Here is a 20,385-nt window from a genome sequence, read left to right on the forward strand (position 1 = left end):
CTTATCAGAAATGGATTCTTTTTTCATTTATCAAGTGAATTAACATTTAACAAAAAAGCTTATTGGAATAACGATTGTAACCAATTAATGATTTTCTATGAATAATTCAGGTTATTAAAAATAGATATTAAAGTCGTTTAATTTCTGACTTGTACCAGCAACTTAGATTGTCTTTATATCTACATTCAATCCTTTAATAAGTTTTTCGTATTCCTTGAAATCTTCTTCCTTCATAACAAGATTTAATTTCTCCATATGATTTTCATGAACATTTGCGATTTCATTTGTTGTAGATAGCATAACCCACATTAAAGGTGCTTCATTATCAACCACTTTACCAATAACATCTTTATATTTTCCTTCCATAATAATTACTAAATCTTCATTTTTGAATTTTCCCATGATTATTTAAACCCCTTTCCTAGTTCCTTCTTGAATACAATTTGTTAAACAACTTTATTATGAATATGGCTGATACGGATAACGTAGTCATAAGGGTTTGAAACTATATTTTTAAATAACTTTATTATCATTAAACATTTTTTTAAGTAGAATTTTGTATTATATGAATTATACTTTGTATAAATGATTCCTGGAACCTCTAAGTCGTTCATTATTATTACGTTATTGTTACTTGGTCGAACTAGCATTCTCTCCTTCTCAAGATCGGAAACTCTAATAATAACTTTATACTTTCTAGGTGAATTTTCATGCATATGTGAAAAGTAATAAGAATTGAAATTTGGCTCCATATTTTGTTCCTCTTGATGAAACCATATGTAGTTTTTTCTTTTATTTTTAAATTTCATTACATAATTTGTCTTGGCACTAATTTTAGCTTTCAATCTAATTTTACCTGTTTGTAAAAAATACTGATAGTCTTCATCAGATATGGAATTAGTGTAATGTATTAAGTGCCTATCTTTGATTTCCTCATATTCATTTGAAGTAATAGGATAAACATAAAAATTATTTGTTTTTCTTAGATAAAATTCATATGAAATAAATAATAGAATGAATAGAGCACATGTTAACAATTTTTCCTACAAGTAGGTTTGTAACCAATATTAAAGAAGTGAGTAGGAAAACATAAATGAAAATAGATAAAAATGCCATTGGTAGATGTACTAATAGCCTTACAGTTCCTAACCTCTTATTAAAAAAACTCACAAATTGTTCCCTCTTTCTAATTTTGAATGTTACTCCGCATCCTTCTTTTCCACACCAAACCAAACTTCCATTGCGTCCTTTGAAAGTATCCACTCTTTTTTGGTATCAAATTTACTTTGGTGGTATTTTAACAAGCCGAGTTCAATCATTTTTTCTGTTTTTTGCCATTTTTTTTTATTTGATGGTTTTAAATAGTTTCTTATAGTATCGGCAGGAACACCCCACCTTTCAGCTGCTTCTGAAACCGTCATAAAATTATCAATTGTTTTCTTCATAAAAAGATCCTTTCTATGCTGTTTCTACTACCATTTTAAACCGTATATGGTTATAATACAACCATATATAGTTTTTTAAAGGAGTTTGATTATGATAAAAAATTTTAAATGTCAGTATTGTTATAATGATGAAGTAGAGGCTCTTACCTTTAATAAAGATAAAACTGGATATTGGTGTGAGGAATGTGATGGGTTTACTTTAGTTAATCAAAAGGATACAGGAAGGTATTTACTTATATTAGAAGATTCCTCTGGAAAAAACGAATCCATTGCATCTACTATTAAGTTTAGAAAGAGACTCTCACCTTTACGTTATCCTGGTGGTAAGAGTAAAATGGTCAATTACATATATAATCAACTCGATAAGAAAAAAATGAATCACTTTGTTTCACCATATACAGGTGGTGGAAGTGTAGAATTCGCATTGTTAGAAGCGGGCGTTATTAACCACTTACATATAAATGATAAGGATTTTGGTGTATACGCCCTTTATTGGGTAATTTTTAATATGCCATTTGCTTTAACGGAACGATTGAAAACATATACTCCTTCACATGAGGATTTTTACAAAGCACAACTTACTATTAAGAAGGACTTTGACAAAATAAACATCGTTGAGGCAGCATGGAATACTTTGATTGTTAACAGGTTAGCTTATTCCGGAATATATAATGCTAATCCACTGGGAGGAAAGAAAGGTACACCGCAACAATTAACTTCTAGGTGGAATCCAGATGAACTAATAAGACGAATAGAAAAATTACATTCCTTTTCAGACCAAGTAACGATAACTAATCAGGATGCTTGTGAAATGATTGAAGAGAGTTATTGGTGGGATCAAACTACTATTTTTATTGATCCCCCATATGTCAATAAAGCCTCTTCACTATATCGATGTTATTACAAAGAAGAGGATCACATTAAACTTAATTGTTTATTAGATACTTTATATCATGGTTTTGATGGTGCGGATTTAATTATAACTTATGACAATAATGAATGGCTGGAGAGCTTATATTTATACCCAACTGTTAAAGCTGTATCAAGAGCTTACACCGTTTAAATATCAAGAACATTTTAAAATCGTCGATAATAATAGTAGATAAGAAAGGGGATTGTAAATTATAATGAGTTGGCCGTTTAGTAAAGAAAGATTATTTTTATATCTCTCATATGTTATATATAGTTTTATAGTTATCTATGCTATTACATACATATATCCAAATTACTTTAATGAAACGATAGTTATATTCCTTGCTGTAATGTTTTTCAGTTATGGTGCATACTTGATATCTCGCTTAACTGGTGTTTATAAAAAGGTGCAGGAAATCGAGGGGGAAATTTATCGACAAGAAATTAAGAAAGCATATGCTCATTTCTACTCAGAAAAAAAGAGCGATATTAGGAATTCTGCTTCTTCAAAGGAAACGAAAGTGGAAAAAGAGGAATGGATAGAATTCGAGAAGGCTCAATGGTCTTGGAAAGGGAAAACCAACCGTGAATTAACAGCTGCAGAGAGGTATTTCAAAACTGAAAATAGTTTAAGACGGATAAATACTTTCGATAGGATTATAAATCTCATTTCTTCTCATTGTTACGGATTCTTTATTTTAGTTAATCCTCTCTATGCTTTTCTAACAACTATTCCAGTAGTTATTATTTCATTAGTACTATTTTTAATCTACAGAAAACTAAGAAAAAAATTACAGGAATTGTATATTGAAGTATACCCCGAAAATGTACGAGAGACATTGGAGAGTCTTGGTATAAAATAAAATCCCCCTTTAAGGGGGGATTAGGCTCTATGCCCACCAACCAATTTGGAACGGTGTACAGCTGTCCCTCCTGGAGTATAGGAGACTGCCCTTAGTAAAGAGGTGGGGCCAAATTTATTTCTTAATTCGTCTACTACATAACCTATTTTTCGTTTTTTCCAACTATTAGTATCAAAAAGATCCAATTGCACTTCGTAATCATCTACGAGTTTGGACAAACTAACAGATATTTGTCTAACAATTTGTCCGCGATAATTTTCTCTCATAATATCCAAACATACCTTATATATATCCATGGTTGCATTAGTAGGATTTTCGATTGTTCTTGACCGATTAAATCCCCCACCATACTCATCTCGACTATATCCTAACCCAAAACTTATAGAGCGAACCGCATGATGATTTTTTCTTGCTCTTTTACATACCTCTTCGCACATTTCTAATACTACAGTTTCTATCTCTCTTCTTTCCTTGTAATCCCGAAGTAATATTTGACTTTTACCGTAACTGACTTGTCCAGCCATAATTGGTGAACCAATTTCGGATAAATCTATTCCCCAAGCATGATGAAACAATTGGTTTCCCAATATTCCAAACTTATTTTCCAGTAATTTTAAATCGTATCTAGCAAGTTGCCCTATAGAAAATATCCCCATACTGTTTAATGTTTTTTCAGTTCGCTTACCAATCCCCCACATTTCACTTAATGGTGATATTGGCCATAATTTCATTTGTACATCATTGAAAGTCCAAGTTGCAATACCACTATCCACCTTTTTAGCTTCTAAATCTAGACACAGTTTTGCCATAAGCATATTTGGACCGATTCCTACTGTACAGGGGAGTCCGAAATCACTGTAAATATCATATTGAATTTGTTTAGCTATTTCTTCTGGAGTGCCCCATTTATCAGAAGGGCCAAGTTCTAAAAAGCTTTCATCGATGGAGTAAACATGTACTTTATTAGGAGGTACATATCTATAAAATAACTTAATAATTTCTGTAGATACGCGGACAAATAAGGACATCGATGGATCCACTACAACAATACGAGGATCTTTTGGAATTTCAAACTTCCGAGAACCCGTTTTTATCTTAAAATCTCTTTTCATAGCAGGAGAGGCAGCAAGTACTACACTCCCCTCCCTCTCCATATTCCCTACTACAGCTAAGTGACAAGTAAGAGGGTCGAGACCTAATAATACAGCTGATACTGATGCATAAAATGACTTCATATCAACGGCTAGTATGTTTTTATGAGGAAACTGAGAGTAGTCGAACATAAACAATCACCTATTTTGTTATTTTACTTATCATTGAAAAAGGTAAATATAAAATTTCTTCTGTTGTATCTTTAACTAATCGAAAATGCTTGTTGTTGTAATCAATGAATATGGTTTTCCCTGTTATGATTGTCTCGCCTAATGCTAGGTGGTCAAAAACATAAAAAGAAACCGAAGAATTAGTTTCCATTGCATTATAAATTGTTTCTTCTTCAAGAAAAGAATAAGTCATTACTATCTCCTCCAATTAATATAAAAATTATATAAGAACTTATGTTCGATTACAATGTTATTTTCTTACTGGAATGTGTGATTTATACTATCGAATTTCAAATAATTGATATGATGAAATGAGAAAATGGAAGAAGAAGGTGAAATAAAAATACCTGTTATTGGAGAATTTAATTGAAGATGAATAGAGAATGTTAGAGGATTATCTATCTGTGATTTTAGATCCTAACGGATTGAAATTTTTGTAGTAAGGGTATATTATAATATATAAGAATTAAACTAAAAAAACCAAGGAGCTACAACTCCTTGGACAACTACTTACGAGTGGTATGCTAAATAGTTATTTAGAAGACCCACCCTTTTGCTTCCTACGGCGCGGGGCGGGTTTTCGTTTGTTCTTCTTTTTGCTTGCAAAGCGATTTGCATAGCCTGCAGCAAGAGTAGTAAAAAAGATTTTTGCTACATCTTTGAGTAAGTCCAATACGAAATCCATTTGTATGTCACCTCCTTTCCCTCTTAGACAGGAAAAGAGTGCATACCACCCGCACCTATGTAGTTGTATCACCATTATATCACACCATTTTTTCATTAGGACAAACAAAAACCCCTTACATTGTGTAAAGGGTGTTAAATGATAAATTTTTGAAAGCTAGCACTTCTCATAAAACCTTTAGAAGTTAAACATTGATATTTAATTTCGCCCTTTAGAAGAGGGTCTAAATATACAAAGTTCTTATCTTCTCCGATAATTAATTGTTTTGAAATTTTATAAAAGGCTTCCCTTTCCTTTTTGGGGACAAATTCCACAATTCCTCTTGATTGGTTCCCTTCTTTTATCAACCATCCAAAAGAGTTTTTTTTATATCCATAAATATTTCCTATTAAGAATTGGTAATTTTTGATTTTTTGGAAAGCGAAGGTTCGACTATCTAATATATATTTAGATGAGAGTTTTTTACTTACTATCCCTTCTAATCCTAGCTCCTTCACTTTATTAAATAAGGTTAGTCCATCGTTAAATGAGGTAGCTGCTGAAATTAGATGGTCATTATCAATAATCGAACTTAAGATATCTAATCTCTTTTCTAGGGGATCATGTATTGTAGATACTCCATTAAGGAAAAGAATATCAAATGCAACGAAGTGTACGGGGATAGCTTTCGCTAGAGAAACAATTTTATCTCTTTGAGACGCTTGAAATCGTGCCATTAGGCATTCGAAATTTGGTTTGGGTATTTCACCATTCTTATCAAGAACAATCACTTCTCCGTCCAATATACATGTTTGGACAGGCAAGTTTAAATTAAGTAATTCAATGTACTTTAATGTAACATCATTTCCATGTCTGGTGTAGATAGTGATTTTCCCATGATCGTAATGGAATAAAGCTCTATGTCCGTCAAATTTCAACTGATGTATATAATTTGAATCAGTTGATATAACCTCAGATGGTTGTAATAACATTGGTTTTAAAGGAGTGTTTAACACAGATTTTTCACCTCTTCTAATATCATAACAGAGACAGATTGGTCGATAAATAGAACGTTATTGTTAAAAGAGGAATAATGTGGTGACATAACCAAGGATAAGCCCTTCAGTTTATTAGAAGGACTTAAGTGTGGTGATTCATGCTTTAAGACTAATATATAACCATCCCGTCTATTTTATGCATTTGAAGTATGTATGATTGTATTAATTTTGATTACAGTTTTATCGTGGCGAAGAACATTGACTAAACATTGGTAATAATTTATAATTCAGTTATAAGCGGTGTAGTCATTGTTTTGTTCATAAAAAGGGAGAGGGCAGTTATGAATACGATACTTACATTCCTTAACGGTTTTGTTCAATACCGAAGGGGGAAACAGACAGGTTTAGCTGGATTATTAGGACTTATTATTTTTGTTTTGGCAGTTTACAGATGGGATATTACTTATCCAATTTTAGAATCGCTAAAAATTATTGATTTCTTTGATAATTTGGGTTTGATATATGAGGGCGAACCAGGAACGACGTTGTACGCAATAATGTTATTCTTATCAAGAGCAGCAATAGTAATAATGTTTTTCTTAGCAGTAGCTTTAATTCTAAGTTTATTTTTAATGATTATTGGATCTTCTAAGTTAGGCCAAAATTTATTAGCATACGTTGTATTAGTTATTATGACACCATTGGCAGTCTTGTGGATTATAGGATATGAGATTCTTCACTTATTGGGTTTCCGAACAAAAAAGGAAAAGGCAGAGGAGTCATATGAAAACTGGCATCAAGAGACTTTTGGAGAACATTCTGATAGATATAAGGAAGAGCAATTAAAGTATGAAGAGTCTCGTCTTTCCCCTTCTGATTTATTAAAAAAATACTGCACTACTTATTATATAGAGGATACAATTAGTCAGTTAAATAGATTGCCCATGTTTGGTGATACAGTTTTCATGCTAGGAGAAACCTATGATGGATCACTCTATATCTTAATGCCTGACCCTTTATTGAAATATAATAGAAAGATGGATATCGAATATAGGAGGAACTATTCTACTCCTATTAAAGCAGTACCATTTACTGTGAAAAATGTTGTGTTAGAAAAAAAAGATGATTCTAATATCATGAAATATAGACCAGAAAAAATGGTCATTTCTTTGAAGAAAAATCCCGAGTATAATGTAAATAGTGAATTAATTAAATATGAATTTTTAGTGGATATAGACTTTTTGGATATCAAGTCTTTTTATATGCCGGATCTTGATTTAAAAGACATTAAGCATTACATTAGCTCTTTCGGCAAAAGAAATGATTATCGAAGTTATTTAGAAGATAAGGTAGAAAAGTATTTTTCTCAAAAACAACATCTTTTAAATTTTTTATATAGAGACATATCAAGCGAAAAATTTCAAGAAGTTACTAATGACCTTAAAGAATTAAATGCAACAAATGAAGATATAGTTAAAATGATAAATGATTCTCCCAAAATACTAGGAGTGAATAATGAATAAAGAAACTTTAATAGAATTGTTAATTCCTCATAAAGAACATTTAACAACGGTAGGCAAGTGGGAAGAATATGCTTCAAAGCACAACCTACCATCCTATTACTCATTAAGAAAGTTCTTTAATGATTGGAACGAAATTAGAATCGCTTTAGGAACAGAGATAAAGGGAAAATATGATCGAAATAGCCTTATTCAAATCGGAAAGGAACATAAAGAGCACGCTAAAACAATAAGAATGTGGAAAGATTACTCTGCTAATCAAACACTAGATCTTCCGTCTCCTGGTCAGATTTTAACAGTATTTAAAGATTGGTCATCGTTTAAAAATGCCATTGGAGTAGAGAATGAAAGAACTCCGAAGTATACAAAGCAAAAAATAAAAGAAATTCTTGAAGAACATAATGAATTTTTTATTTCACGTTCTCAATGGGATATATATGCTTCTGAGAATAAATTACCAACTTATAAAACAATTAGAAATCATTATACGTACGATGAAATATTGGATATAGTAGGAAAGAAAAAAGTTTTTAATTTATCAAAAGAAGAACTAATAATACTTACATTAAAACCAGAGTATTTATACAAATTTCTCAATTCTACTAAAACAAAGTGGGATGAATTTGCAAGGGAAAATAATTTACCTTCTTCATATAAGTATATAAAAACTTTCGATACATGGTTAAAAGCAAAAGAAGAAATTGATAAAGCCTATCTAACAATGTCAAAAGGTACGGAATAATTACTTTACCGTACCTTCTATTTGTTTAACTATTTCCCAAGCGGAAGTTACAATAGAATATGTGGAATGGTGATGCTCCTCTGAGTGAGCGTACTCCGAGGGAGAAATACGAATTTCTATCCTTTTAGAAAGACCGTCTGAGTATTTTAATTCTAATAATACTCTATTAGAATTAGGACCAATCCCTTCTTTCGCTTCTTTGATTTTTAATCCCTCAATACTGCCGTTTCTTGAAATTCTGTTTATTATTTCCTTTACCACTAATTCTTTGTCCTCTTCTTTTGATTGGAATAAATCCTGTGAAAGAACTTCAATATCAAATGCAGAAGTAAAATAATCAATATTATCTTGTAATAACCCAGTCATAAAGTAGTTGATGACGTTTCTCTGAGGAGAAACGTCACTATGTTCATTTGGTTCATAAAAACCTAAGTCTAACTCCATGTCACCTTTTGCATTTTTTTCTGCCCACTCCATTGTCTTTTTTTGATATTCTTTATTAAATGATACTTCCTTAGCCACATTGTTTTGCATATCTTTTAAATCAACTGGAGTAAGTTTTTGACTGGAAGAAACATTGATATATATCGCAATACAGATTGTGATTATTGAGATACTGATAATCCAAATATAATGTTTTTTCATCATTTTTCTTCTTCCATAGCTGCACTTGCCAGCTCTTCTCTTAGTATTTTCCATTGGTTAGCAGTATTTGCTTGTTCCTTTTTAATTTCTATATATTCTTGTCTTAATGTGTCCTTATCCATGGTATTAGATTCATCTGTACTACTATTATTGGCACTTTCAATTGCTGTAAGTAATAATTGATGCGAACGATTGACTAAGACAATAAGATTTTGGTGTGCCTCAAAAAGTTCTGGATTAACATCTAGTGCCTCCACGTTGGAAACTAGTTCATTTGATTTTTTTATTGTTTCTTTCATTATTGTTGCAAATTGACTATTACTTACCTCATGGGTGTATAGTCCATCTAAAGAATTGTTAAAATTTGTTAAAATACTAGTCATTTCTGTTATAAATGTTTGTAACGATTCATCGTATTCAATGAGGTAGTCTATATTATCTTCTGTCACTTTTATATTAGCTTTAGAACTTGAAGAGCATCCACTTAAAATTATTACTAACGACAAAATTAGAAAAGAAAAACGTAGTTTACTAGTACCTTTCATATACTCACCCCTATAACTTAAAATTTGATGTATAAAGCGGGATTTTTAGCATTTGCTTTATTTGCAGTCCATGCTGGTGAATGGATTTCAAAATGCAAATGAGGTCCGGTGACGTTCCCAGTACTACCCATATATCCTAAAAACTGCCCTTGTTTTACTTTTGTACCGGCAGAAACAGCTCTATTTTGCATATGTGCATATACAGTTTCATATTTCTTACCACCTATTGTATGTTGAATGTAAACAACATTCCCATATGAACTACTTAGATAGGATCTATGAACGACACCATCTGCAGCAGCATATATTTTCACGTTTGATCTACCACCTAATCCAATATCTATACCATAGTGAGTAGCACCCCATCTTGCACCAAATCCAGAAGTAACTTTTCCTGTGGTAGGTCTAATAAAACTTCCTGGATTTAGTTCTGGTGAATCAGATCCACCGCTATAACTAGCGCTTGTTTTGAATTTTTCTGACCTAGCTAGTACATCGTTAACATACCAATCTGCATGGTTATATTGATAAATTGATTTTCTCTTATCTGTAGAGTAGCCGTTCTTTGAAAGATAATTTGCTGCGGTGAAAATAGCATCTTCTAAAGTAAATGGATCTGCCTTTCCATCATTATTACCATCTACTCCGTATCCTCCACCTGCTTTAATAACATTCAAATCTGTATAATTTGTAGTATTTGAAACTCTTCCCCCTCCAATATTGTATTTCCATCCTGCCCAAGTTGCAGGAAGAAATTGCATGTGACCAACAGCTCCTGCATAAGAAAGCATTGGTTTTATTGTACTGAAGGCTGTCTCCTTACTATGAATAGCGGCTAGTGTATACCAATGTACCCCATACTTTTTTTCTGCAGCAAGGTATATAGGCATGTATTGCGGAGGTACCCCAGCTCCAGGAATTATGTCACCATCATAACTGATATCATCAAACCCATATACGCCACCATTCCCTTTCAACCAATCTATATAATTTATATCTCCTTCAAGGAAGCTATAATTTGCTTCTATAAGCATCTTATCATCCAAGCCCAGTCCCATTGAGTTTAATATTGCATCAAAATTCGCATAATCTTGTTTTACTTGTTTACTAGATTCAAAATATTGCTGTCTAGTTTTAGTTGTAGTTTTTACTTCTACAATTCTTTCAACTTTAACTGTCTTAGTTTTTAAAAGGTACACTTTAACATAACCTGAAGTGTTAATCTTATTTTTTTTCTGTCTGGTTTCTTCTGCTAGTAGTGATTTCCACGTTTTGCTGTTTGAATTATAAAATGGAAAGTAAGGATCTGACCTATCTACAAGATACATAGGGACTTCTAACGCTTTCCAATAGTCAACTTTTTTATTTTCTTTTATGGTTTTGTGGGTAATGACTGTATTTGATTTCCACGCTGTGACTTTGGGTTTATAGGTGAATATAGTTGAACCATTCCAATATTCTACAGAATTTAATTTGGTTACCATGTTTTTTGTATGTTGAACTTTCCCAACATTACATTCTTTACCTTCCTCACAAACAGTCACTTGCTTTTCTTTCCATTCATCATATTGACCATACTCAAATTCAGGAGCGAGTTTAGTAGCCATGTTTCTAATAATTTTTTTCGTTTGGGAAAGACTGTAATCTTTTTGCTCAAAAAAATCTAACATTATAGTTGAGGATATTAACCCTTCTGGTACACGATAAGGTCTTTCTAAATCACTATCCATATTCACAGTAGATTCGGATTGTTCCTTAATATACGCTTGAATTTTTGCATCATCACCACTTAAATTATCATCTGAAGTCCAAAAAAAGGATAATGCAACAGAGATGATAACAGTTACAATTATTATTCCTAAAGTTATTAAGATACCAGGAATACCTACTGTACCAATTAACCAAGCAAAAATCTGTTTTAGTACTTTTAATATTACTTTGGCTGCAACTTTTATGGCTTTTTTTGCAACCGCAGCAGCTTTTTGTTTAAATTTTTTACTGAAGGGTTTAGATAGTAATCTACCTAATCCCTTCATTCCATTTACTAATTTTTCATTTAAGGTTTCTTGAGTATTTTTGTTATCACTCATCACTTATCACCTTAAAGAACTAGTAAATGCCTTATTTCTATGCATTTCTAATTGCTTTCTTGCAAAATTACGTTTATTTGGTACAGCATATGCCATTAAATCTTCGGGTTTAAGTGAAGTTGTAAAGTCACTATCACTAAAAGAAGGAATTAATTTTTTATTTCGTACTTCACAATTAGCAGTTATTGTTTTATCATTTTGAACTCTTGCATCCCCTGGACCGTAAGGAGAAATACGATAAGTCGTTCCATTTCTAGTACCAGTCATATAACTTCTATTATGATCAATGACCATTTTGATGTTTTCCATTTCGTTTAAAGCATCTTTCATGTAATACTGTCCACTATCGACTAATTGATTGTAGCTTTGAACCTCTTGTACTACTCTTGGAGTCTTACTAGTGTTTCTATTGGTAAATAACTGGTTTGGATTTACATTAATTTTAGGTGCTGGTACTTTACCACCTCCACTGTCTAAAGAGTAGGAAGAACTTGCGGATAATAATTGACCGTCCCTAACAGTTAAATCTTGATAAACCACTTGGTTATTTTTCAGTCCAGAGTGACCTGAAGCCATACGCGAAACTACATGAGTTTGACCAGTTTTATCCCTAACTTGGACAACTGTATTCTTATTATCAGTTACCATTTGAATAGCCCCTTGTGCAATTTCAGTTTGGCCATTATCTAAAGTAACTGTTTGAGCCATATGTGCAACATCAGAAATTTCTTTTATTTGTTTATTAACTGCATTATTATATGGATTAAAACCTTTTAGACCAAAAGCCTTTGAGTTGCTCATACTTGGAGCGGCATATTTAGCCATCACTTGATAACCCCCAACTCCTGCAACCATACCACCAGCATAAGCAACAGCGTTTCGGAATTTCGCTTGCTTTTCTACCAAATTACTTGGAGTATATGTTTTAAAATCATTGGTAAAAGCCTTACTACCATCAATTAAGCTTTCCTTAGCTGCCGTCATTTTATCAGTTAAGCTTGTTAAATTTGGCTGTTTAGCAATATATGAAGTCGCCATTGCATTACCAAATGATTTAGTAGCATGACCAATTTTGGTATCTCCAACAAATTGACTTACCTCTTTAAGACCAGAGGCACCAACAACACCTTGTACTAATCCATTTCCTAGTCCAGCTGTAATACGTCCAGCTGAATTCTGAATAATTCTTTGTCCTAATGGAATGTTAGAAGGCATCGACTTTTGAACAGACGAAGTAATCTCTTGGGCTTTGCCACTTGAATCAAAGTTTTGATACGCTTGTGCGCGTGGTAGATTACTATTATTCGCAAAGGTCTCTCTAGCTTCATTTATTTTCATACTTGCTATTTGATTATTAACATAAGGAACATTCACTTCCTTACCAGAGTACATGGAAGTCCCTTTAACAGATGCAATTGAATCTTTTACATTATTAATAGAACTAATTGATTTTAACCCTTTATCAACTAACGATGGTGATGAAATACCTGTTTGAAGTTGTTGAGTAATAGCATTCATACCAGCTGTATTGTTAGAACTAATTCCCATTTCTTTTGCGATAGCTGAAGTTACTTTACTAATTTGAGAAGGAGTTCCATGAAGAACAGCATTGCTATTATCTCGGATAATATTACTAATACTTTGTTGTTTTTGTTGAACCTCAGAATTCCATGCTTTTTCTTTTTGTTGATTATGACTCGTTATCATTTCAGAAGTTGCATTGGCAGGAAGTGGATTAGACTTATCATAATTTTTCATGAAATTTTGTTTGTTGTTCTTTGCCCAACTAGATGCTAATACTTCAGTAGTATTGCTTACTTTTGAACTAGCACCTTGTACTGACGACAATCCAGTTTGTACTTGTGATGAAATAGCATTCATTTTACTACTATCAGAAGTACTAATTCCTAGTTCTTGTGCAATTGACTTTGTAACATTTTCTAGTGGAACATTTTTACCACTCATTATTGCGTTACTTTGGCTAGTTAAAATATTTCCAAGTTTTTGTTGCTTTTGTTGTACCTGGTTATCCCAAGCATTCTGTTTTTGTTGAGCATGGTTTGCTTTTACTTCAGATGTTGCATTATCTGGAAGTGGATTAGATTTATCATAATTTTTCATAAAGCTAGCTTTATTATCTTTAGCCCAACTGGATGTTAATGATTGAGTAGCGGTAGAAATCGGATTAGGTGAATACACATTATGAAGTTGATCACTTATTTGATCCATTTTTTCTGAGTTTTCGTTTACACCTATAATAGAACCGATATCTTTTGCCAATTGATTAGTAAATAGCTGATTTTTTTCTTGGCCATTTCTTAATTTCAAATTCCCATTGCCAAGAACATTAGCTATACTTTTCTGTTTATTATCAATTTCATTTTTCCATGCTTCTGCTTTAGCATTTGAGTGTGCAGATTTTTGTTCTGCAGTCGCATTTAAAGGTAAAGGATTTTTCTCATCATAATTTTTCATAAAGTTATCTTTGTTATCTTTAGCCCAATCTTTGGCAAGGTTTGTACTTGTTTTAGCAATAGCCTTTTGGGATATACCACCAGCCATTCTTTCGGCCATTCTTTTTTCAAAGTCCTCTTTATTTATATAACTATGATTTAGGGAAGCACCATTTCCGATATCATTAGCAACATCACTCGCTAAATTTTGTATCGAGCTTTCTTTTTCCTTTAATTGAGATTGCCATGCATTTTCACGAGCATTTTGATGGCGTGATATCTCCTCTTTACTTGCATTTTCGGGAAGAGGATTTTTCTGATCATATTCCTTCATAAATGGTTCTTTATTTTTCTCTGCCCATTTATTAGTTAGATTACTAGTTGCGTTTTTAACTAAAGAAGAAGCATTAGCATTTTTCCCTTCTTTGCTTTTCATACCCGCAACCATTCCTCTTGCTTCATTTAAAAATCCTGCTTTTTTTGAAGCTTTTTCATTATCCCAAGCTTTATTCACAGCTTCTTCATGGGCATCCGGGAAACGTTCTTTAAAGTCTTTTCTGAACCCTTCTTCATTTTCATTTGCCCATGCTGTAGCTTTTTCATCAGCAATAGTATTAGCTAGTTGTTCATCCGCTGCTTTATCAGCATTATTAATATCTTTAAAACCTTTAAGTCCACTTTTTAAAAGAGCTGAACCTCTGTTTGCTAATAATTGAGCACTTGCTCCACCAACTCTTCCTGCAAGTCCACCAGCAACACCGCCGGCATGAAAACCAATTGTTGAACCAGTTAGCACACCCATTGGTCCAAGAGCAGAACCAGCAAGGGCACCAGTAGCCCCAAATACAGCTTTACCACTTCTAGACAAAATGTTTCCTGGCTTTAACATTTTTTCAGCATTAGCAGTAGTCCCAGTATCTGTTCCTGTATTTCCTGCAAGAGTTTTTTTGATGTCACCTACTGTATCATTATCTTCTGATGATACATTGTCAGAGTCTTTTCCGTTACCTTTACCTTTGTTTTTAGCATTAAGGTATCCCCTTTTAATAGCATCTGTAACGGATGTACCTTCTAATGCCCCTTTAGCTGCTCCATACATACCAACTAAAGCGGACCCACCCATCATAGCAGCTGCTTTTGAGAAGCCATCATTCATTTTTCCTCCAAGACCTATTAAAGCTCTTAAAGATTCAGTTACTGGAATAAAGATAATCATTAGAATAACTGCTTCAATCGGATTTGCTGCACCAACCATAACAGCCATTATGAAATAAACGGCTGCATGAATAGATTGAACAAATATAGTGCCTACTAATTCTTTAAACCATGCCACTGTAATGGACTTTGTTTGAGGAATTAAGAAAAATACCAGCATCAAAGGACCGGTAATTAACAACAACATAAGTGTAAATTTCCGCATTGAATAATAGAAATAAGCCCATATACAAAGACCGACTTTTACAATCGTAATTGCTAAAACACCTAACACTCCACCTGGATATTTAGACATTTCTATAGCATTTTTTAAATTTAACAAGTCTACATCAGATCCAAATAATCCGACAATTGCCTGGTTAGTAAGAAACAAAATGGCATAAATTGAGTATAAGTTTGCGAATAGTACTGAAACTAATAATAATTCTTTAAAATACTCAATTACATAGGTTCTATTAGATGGATTGATACTGGTCGATGAAATTTTCATTGCTGCCATAATAATACTAATTAATAAAGCGGTAACTGCTAAGGCTGTGAAAATATTCATTCCTGGAGTGTAAACCTTAGTAATTTCATTTTCTGTAAAAGTTAAGAAAGCTAAATTTTCATCCCCTCCAAAAATCAAATTCTTTAATGTTGGGAGACTTTTAAAAGGCGATGCTATCCAATCACCCATAGCAGAAAAAAGTGAGGATATAAGTTCCTGGATTTTATTCAAAGCAAGATAACGCCTCCTTCCTAATAAAAACTACTAGCTTTTTGTTTTTGTCTTTGCATTGTTTCTTCATAAACCGCTTCATTGGATTCAATAAAGAATAATTCTTCTTTACTAGGATTCGTTCGTAACCATACAGATGATTTTCCGACTCGGAGAATTCCTTCTCCTTTATCCGGATTACCGAATAGAATGTTAATTTCTCCTTCAGATAAATCAAAATTTTCTCTTATAGCTTTTAAATCCAATTTGCTTTGTTTTAAAAACATAAAAGAGTAAGTGTTTTGTAGGATCCCCCTAGCTTTCTTATTTTCAACAAAACGAACAAAATCTTGACTTGCAAGTCTTAAACCAGCGTTCCGCTTACGAGAACGTCTTGCCATTTTCTCAAGAAAGTTAACAGTTTGCTCTGAATCTATTAAAGTCCAAGCTTCATCGGCATAAACAAATTTCTTTTTCTTTGCGTTATCCAAACTCTTAACAAAGTGTTCCCATGTATAGTTAAGGAGTACATGATAAGCAATAGGTCTTAAAAAGCCTTCTTCCATTTGACTAATATTGAAATTTACGAGTCTAGCATTTTCTAATGATTGAGTGACTCCCTTTCCTAAAAAAGTTTGTCCATCAAAAATAGGTTTACTACCAGTTCTTAAGAATGGTTTGATGGCAGCTATTAAGCGAAACGCCCTTGGTTCTTCGCCGTATTTTGTTATTAAGTATTCATTAACATCACTTATTGTTGGTTCTGGTTTTCTAACCCTCGATTGAACAAGATGATTATCGATAGTTCTTACATTGTTTTCAAATAAGGATTCAGGGTGTGAATTTATGTTTAATTTGTTATGAATAACATGCTGAAGTGCTTCTTCCAAATAGTTTCTTTCAAAGACATCTAAACCTTCAGCTTCTTGGTTTTTACCTCTACATATAATGTCAAAGAAATCGATTGCCTCATTGATTTTTTCTCGAATAGGTACAAATCGAATATAGATTTTCCCATCCTTTTCTATAATTTCCTTTTCGTCGCTTTCTTCTATTAAACTAAGTTCTTCATCTCCATCTTCAAAGGGAATATCAGAATAGTTTAATGCAAGAGGGTTGATACAGATATCTTCTTCTTCGTTAATATTTAAATTAATTCCACCTAAACGTTTTGTAATTTTAACAAATTCACCTTCAGGATCTATTAATCTAGCATATACATCTGCTCCGGTAAGTTCTCTTGCAATTAAGAGTTTAAGAGTAACGGACTTTCCGCTACCAGAAAATCCAGAAATAAACATATTATAATTATCAGGTCGAAAATCTTCATTTCCGAAACTATTTATAAATTCAAGTTGATCAGTAATTTTATTTATCCCAATAGGAACTCCACCCATGTACTTTCCACTTCCAGAAATAAAAGGCGAGAAAGTAGATAAAGCACGTCTATCTATATTTCTAAGAGAATCATGTATTTGGTTTTTTCCAAAGGGCAAGATACTTTTGAACCCCTTTTGGATCCTGCCCCATGTACTAGTTAATCCAAAGAAAGAACTACTTAATTCATCCTCTAAAGACTCACTAAAATAGTTTAATTGCTTCTCATTTTCTGCATATAACATGGCCAAAGTTCCAACATTAAACATATCATTTTCACCAAACTGTATTTCAGACATCAATAAGTCTGTATCTCTTATCTTTGCTGTTAAATCATTAATTTGGTCAATATTCCCTCTTTTCGTTTGAAAGGAGAGGTTAGATTCCAACATTGTAATTTGTCGCTGAAGAGTACGGATTGCATCTGATTTACCAACTTTATGAATATCAAGAAATACATCTACCTCTCCACTTGATAGTAAGGAATTGAGCCAATTGGTTTGCATTTTCCGTGGATATCCATCTCGAGGTATGTACATTGGTCTAAAATATGTTTTTGTACCTAATGATGTCTTTATAACCCCATAATCTTCCGACTCAATTTTTAAGCCTTCCGGAGAAATAATTTCCCACATTGTTGGTTTTGTATCAATTTGATAATCTATATCTTTTACTTCATTGCTTTTTTTATTTTTATTCCCTTTTGCTTTCTTACTAGTATTTTTTTTAGCTAGCTTCTTTTTCTCTTGCTCTCTCTCTTTCGTTTTCATTATCTTCATATTCCTGAATCGTCTCCTTTACTAAGTCAATATGAGAGTCTGTTTGATCTGCAGTTACATATAATGCATCCTTTTCTTGATTAACCAAATCTTTAAATCGGTTTTTTACAGCTTTACGACGATTAAATGTATAGTAAAGTAATTCATAAATACCTTCTGTTGGTAAAAGAGAGACATGTATATCGGCTTTTCGCAATTGATTTCTTGCTGAATTAACCCTTCTCATTAATTCAGCAAAAGCTTTATCTACAATTTTTTCTTCTAACTCTTCTTCAGAATCCGCGCTAATAGAGTTAACATTTATTTTATGAGTGAAAATCATATAAATTTTAGTTTCAAATCTTGGTGCAGATTTTTGCCATTCAACAATATCTGCAATCATCGCTTTTCCAAATGAAAGGGCAGCTTCATTTAAATCCTTGGATTCTTCCATTACTTTATTCATTGCTTCAATAGGCTCCGAAACATCAACGAATCTATTTTGGAGATAAACACTTACAGGATAATTAAGTGTTGCTGTCCAACTCTCAAAAGTCACATCAATTGCCTCTTGTTCAAATTGGCTTTTAAGAAAATAGTTAACAGGGTCTACTTCAGCGATTATAGAAAAAGAATAATCAGTATAATGAATAAGGTGATTAGATATATCTTTTACATCTGAGAATAACTCTTCGAATATTCTTGGATCTTCTTCGGCCTGAAGAGGATTATTCTTCCCTTTTTCATTATTTTTCTTATTTAACTTTATTGGTGTTGCTTTTTTTCCTCTACCTGGGATAATCGGTTCCTTCAGCATGATTTTCATGAAAACATATGCACCAACTGCAAAGAGCAGCATAATCAAAAGAGTTCCCACTTTAACTATTCACCATCCATTTCTTTGGATACGTTCCTTTTCTCCATATGCCATTTTGTTTTTTCATGTTCATTTTTATTAAAAAGTACTGATCGAAGTTTAAATGAAGATTTTTCTTTTTAAAAAAGCCAAAAACAATTACGAAAATTGCTGTTGGAATAACACTAAATACACATGCTATCAATGCCACAATAACACCGGCACTTGAGAATATTTTGTATACCATTGGGATATATGCATAAACTATTGACCCTGCTGCTCCTAGATAAATCAATTGTCTAATTGAGATGAATCCCAAAATAGTTTTTTGTTCAGATGCCATATCTATTGGAACCTCAGCTCTTCGACTCATTTAATAATTTCCCTCCTAGAAATGAACCCCTCAATGTAAAGTACGATAGAGGGGTTTCAAATCAATATTTAAGCTCCAAATCCTGCAAAATAACCAGCTATTACTTTTGCTTGTACAATAACAAAGACTCCGATACCCGCCATTGCAAGACCAATAAAACCTTGTGTTCTATTTTGTGGATTCCCTTGTGAGCCTGATAACTTCATTCCAGCAAAGATAATACAAGCTAGTGCCCATATTGCACCGATTCCTGTGATAAGATATACAACGTTATTTAACTGGGTATATATCTTACTGTCTTTTACATTCCCTTGACTGGTGATTCCAGCTTTTTTCCATGCTGCTAATGCAGACTCTGGAACAAATAAGTAAAGATAGGTTAGTATCAGTGCCCCTAGGTAAAAAGGAATATCATTTAACCCTTTTACTCTTTTGATTGCCCCTGTCTTCATTCTTAAAATCCCTCCTTTTAAATCAAGGAAAAACCAATAAAAAAAGTCCCCGAAAAGACTATGGAAGATTGTACTTATGTACAATGCCATAGAATTCTCGGGGACTTCCCGTTGTTTTTTCACTTGTAACCTTATCATAATAAAAACAAGAAATATGGTCAAGGTATTTTAGCCAAAAAATATACTGATACGAAACCCAACTTTAATTTAAAACATCAGAAAGTAAAACTATTAGAAGAAATACTAGATAATGCTGCTCTTGATATATTTATTAATATGATTTTAGAATTTTAATTTCTCGTGATTAATTCTTAGGAAAATTAAATCATTCAACCAAAATATTACACTACTAGAGATGATCATATAATAAAAATTTTGGTCTAAGTAAAATTTGGGATTTAGATCGGTAGCAAGCGGATAGAAAATCAAATTAACTATAAAACCTAATATAAAAA

The 20,385-nt window shown here is 32.6% G+C and carries 18 protein-coding genes; 4 read left to right on the forward strand and 14 right to left on the reverse strand.

The window, feature by feature from the left end; all coding sequences use genetic code 11:
- Nucleotides 1–162 precede the first annotated feature (162 nt).
- On the reverse strand, nucleotides 163–402 hold the full coding sequence (locus tag ACTQ5K_RS05505; protein ID WP_144545501.1) for a hypothetical protein: 240 nt from the start codon (nucleotides 400–402) through the stop codon (nucleotides 163–165).
- A gap of 797 nt (nucleotides 403–1,199) precedes the next feature.
- Entirely contained in the window at nucleotides 1,200–1,445 is a 246-nt protein-coding gene (locus ACTQ5K_RS05510) for a helix-turn-helix domain-containing protein (protein ID WP_144545503.1), read from the reverse strand.
- 91 nt (nucleotides 1,446–1,536) lie between these two features.
- Here ACTQ5K_RS05510 and ACTQ5K_RS05515 point away from each other — a divergent pair, with 91 nt between their 5' ends.
- Nucleotides 1,537–2,508: a DNA adenine methylase gene (locus ACTQ5K_RS05515; RefSeq protein ID WP_144545505.1), complete on the forward strand. Its 972-nt coding sequence runs from the start codon at nucleotides 1,537–1,539 to the stop codon at nucleotides 2,506–2,508.
- A gap of 64 nt (nucleotides 2,509–2,572) precedes the next feature.
- Complete coding sequence (locus ACTQ5K_RS05520) at nucleotides 2,573–3,220, forward strand: hypothetical protein (protein WP_144545507.1); 648 nt, start codon at nucleotides 2,573–2,575, stop codon at nucleotides 3,218–3,220.
- Between the two features lie 20 nt (nucleotides 3,221–3,240).
- Here ACTQ5K_RS05520 and ACTQ5K_RS05525 read toward each other — a convergent pair whose 3' ends face one another.
- The 4 genes from ACTQ5K_RS05525 to ACTQ5K_RS05540 all read right to left on the reverse strand — a co-directional run bounded on the left by ACTQ5K_RS05525 (nucleotide 3,241) and on the right by ACTQ5K_RS05540 (nucleotide 6,222).
- Nucleotides 3,241–4,503 (reverse strand): Y-family DNA polymerase, encoded by a 1,263-nt coding sequence (locus ACTQ5K_RS05525; protein ID WP_441993776.1) that lies wholly within the window; start codon nucleotides 4,501–4,503, stop codon nucleotides 3,241–3,243.
- Nucleotides 4,504–4,513: 10 nt separating this feature from the next.
- The gene (locus ACTQ5K_RS05530) at nucleotides 4,514–4,735 is read right to left on the reverse strand and encodes a hypothetical protein (RefSeq protein WP_016204233.1); all 222 of its coding nucleotides are present in this window, start codon (nucleotides 4,733–4,735) and stop codon (nucleotides 4,514–4,516) included.
- Between the two features lie 339 nt (nucleotides 4,736–5,074).
- A complete protein-coding gene (locus ACTQ5K_RS05535; protein ID WP_162837595.1) occupies nucleotides 5,075–5,227 on the reverse strand; it encodes a hypothetical protein in 153 nt (50 codons plus the stop codon).
- A 134-nt stretch (nucleotides 5,228–5,361) separates the two neighbouring features.
- Nucleotides 5,362–6,222 (reverse strand): ATP-dependent DNA ligase, encoded by an 861-nt coding sequence (locus ACTQ5K_RS05540; protein ID WP_152112357.1) that lies wholly within the window; start codon nucleotides 6,220–6,222, stop codon nucleotides 5,362–5,364.
- Between the two features lie 323 nt (nucleotides 6,223–6,545).
- On the opposite strand from ACTQ5K_RS05540, the gene ACTQ5K_RS05545 reads away from it, so the two are divergent.
- Both ACTQ5K_RS05545 and ACTQ5K_RS05550 read left to right on the forward strand, forming a co-directional pair.
- The gene (locus ACTQ5K_RS05545; RefSeq protein WP_152112358.1) at nucleotides 6,546–7,727 is read left to right on the forward strand and encodes a hypothetical protein; all 1,182 of its coding nucleotides are present in this window, start codon (nucleotides 6,546–6,548) and stop codon (nucleotides 7,725–7,727) included.
- Complete coding sequence (locus tag ACTQ5K_RS05550; RefSeq protein ID WP_152112359.1) at nucleotides 7,720–8,466, forward strand: hypothetical protein; 747 nt, start codon at nucleotides 7,720–7,722, stop codon at nucleotides 8,464–8,466. Before ACTQ5K_RS05545 ends, ACTQ5K_RS05550 begins: the two co-directional genes overlap by 8 nt.
- On the opposite strand, the gene ACTQ5K_RS05555 is transcribed toward ACTQ5K_RS05550, so the two are convergent.
- The 8 genes from ACTQ5K_RS05555 to ACTQ5K_RS05590 form a co-directional block, all read right to left on the reverse strand.
- Nucleotides 8,467–9,114: a hypothetical protein gene (locus tag ACTQ5K_RS05555; protein WP_152112360.1), complete on the reverse strand. Its 648-nt coding sequence runs from the start codon at nucleotides 9,112–9,114 to the stop codon at nucleotides 8,467–8,469.
- Complete coding sequence (locus tag ACTQ5K_RS05560; RefSeq protein WP_152112361.1) at nucleotides 9,111–9,656, reverse strand: hypothetical protein; 546 nt, start codon at nucleotides 9,654–9,656, stop codon at nucleotides 9,111–9,113. Before ACTQ5K_RS05560 ends, ACTQ5K_RS05555 begins: the two co-directional genes overlap by 4 nt.
- 17 nt (nucleotides 9,657–9,673) lie before the next feature.
- Nucleotides 9,674–11,746, reverse strand: a complete 2,073-nt coding sequence (locus tag ACTQ5K_RS05565; RefSeq protein WP_226793379.1) for a peptidoglycan DD-metalloendopeptidase family protein — start codon at nucleotides 11,744–11,746, stop codon at nucleotides 9,674–9,676.
- A 6-nt stretch (nucleotides 11,747–11,752) separates the two neighbouring features.
- The gene (locus tag ACTQ5K_RS05570; protein WP_053215801.1) at nucleotides 11,753–16,135 is read right to left on the reverse strand and encodes a hypothetical protein; all 4,383 of its coding nucleotides are present in this window, start codon (nucleotides 16,133–16,135) and stop codon (nucleotides 11,753–11,755) included.
- Nucleotides 16,136–16,155: 20 nt separating this feature from the next.
- Nucleotides 16,156–18,270, reverse strand: coding sequence for a VirB4 family type IV secretion system protein (locus tag ACTQ5K_RS05575; RefSeq protein WP_047944562.1), 2,115 nt, complete (start codon nucleotides 18,268–18,270; stop codon nucleotides 16,156–16,158).
- A complete protein-coding gene (locus ACTQ5K_RS05580; protein ID WP_016204244.1) occupies nucleotides 18,218–19,126 on the reverse strand; it encodes a hypothetical protein in 909 nt (302 codons plus the stop codon). The genes ACTQ5K_RS05575 and ACTQ5K_RS05580 overlap by 53 nt, the downstream gene beginning before the upstream one ends.
- A gap of 1 nt (nucleotide 19,127) precedes the next feature.
- Complete coding sequence (locus ACTQ5K_RS05585) at nucleotides 19,128–19,478, reverse strand: PrgI family mobile element protein (RefSeq protein WP_016204245.1); 351 nt, start codon at nucleotides 19,476–19,478, stop codon at nucleotides 19,128–19,130.
- A gap of 68 nt (nucleotides 19,479–19,546) precedes the next feature.
- Entirely contained in the window at nucleotides 19,547–19,930 is a 384-nt protein-coding gene (locus ACTQ5K_RS05590; RefSeq protein ID WP_016204246.1) for a pilin, read from the reverse strand.
- Between the last annotated feature and the right edge of the window lie 455 nt (nucleotides 19,931–20,385).

Source organism: Niallia sp. Sow4_A1, assembly GCF_052116745.1.
GTDB classification, from domain to species: Bacteria; Bacillota; Bacilli; order Bacillales; family Cytobacillaceae; genus Niallia; species Niallia hominis.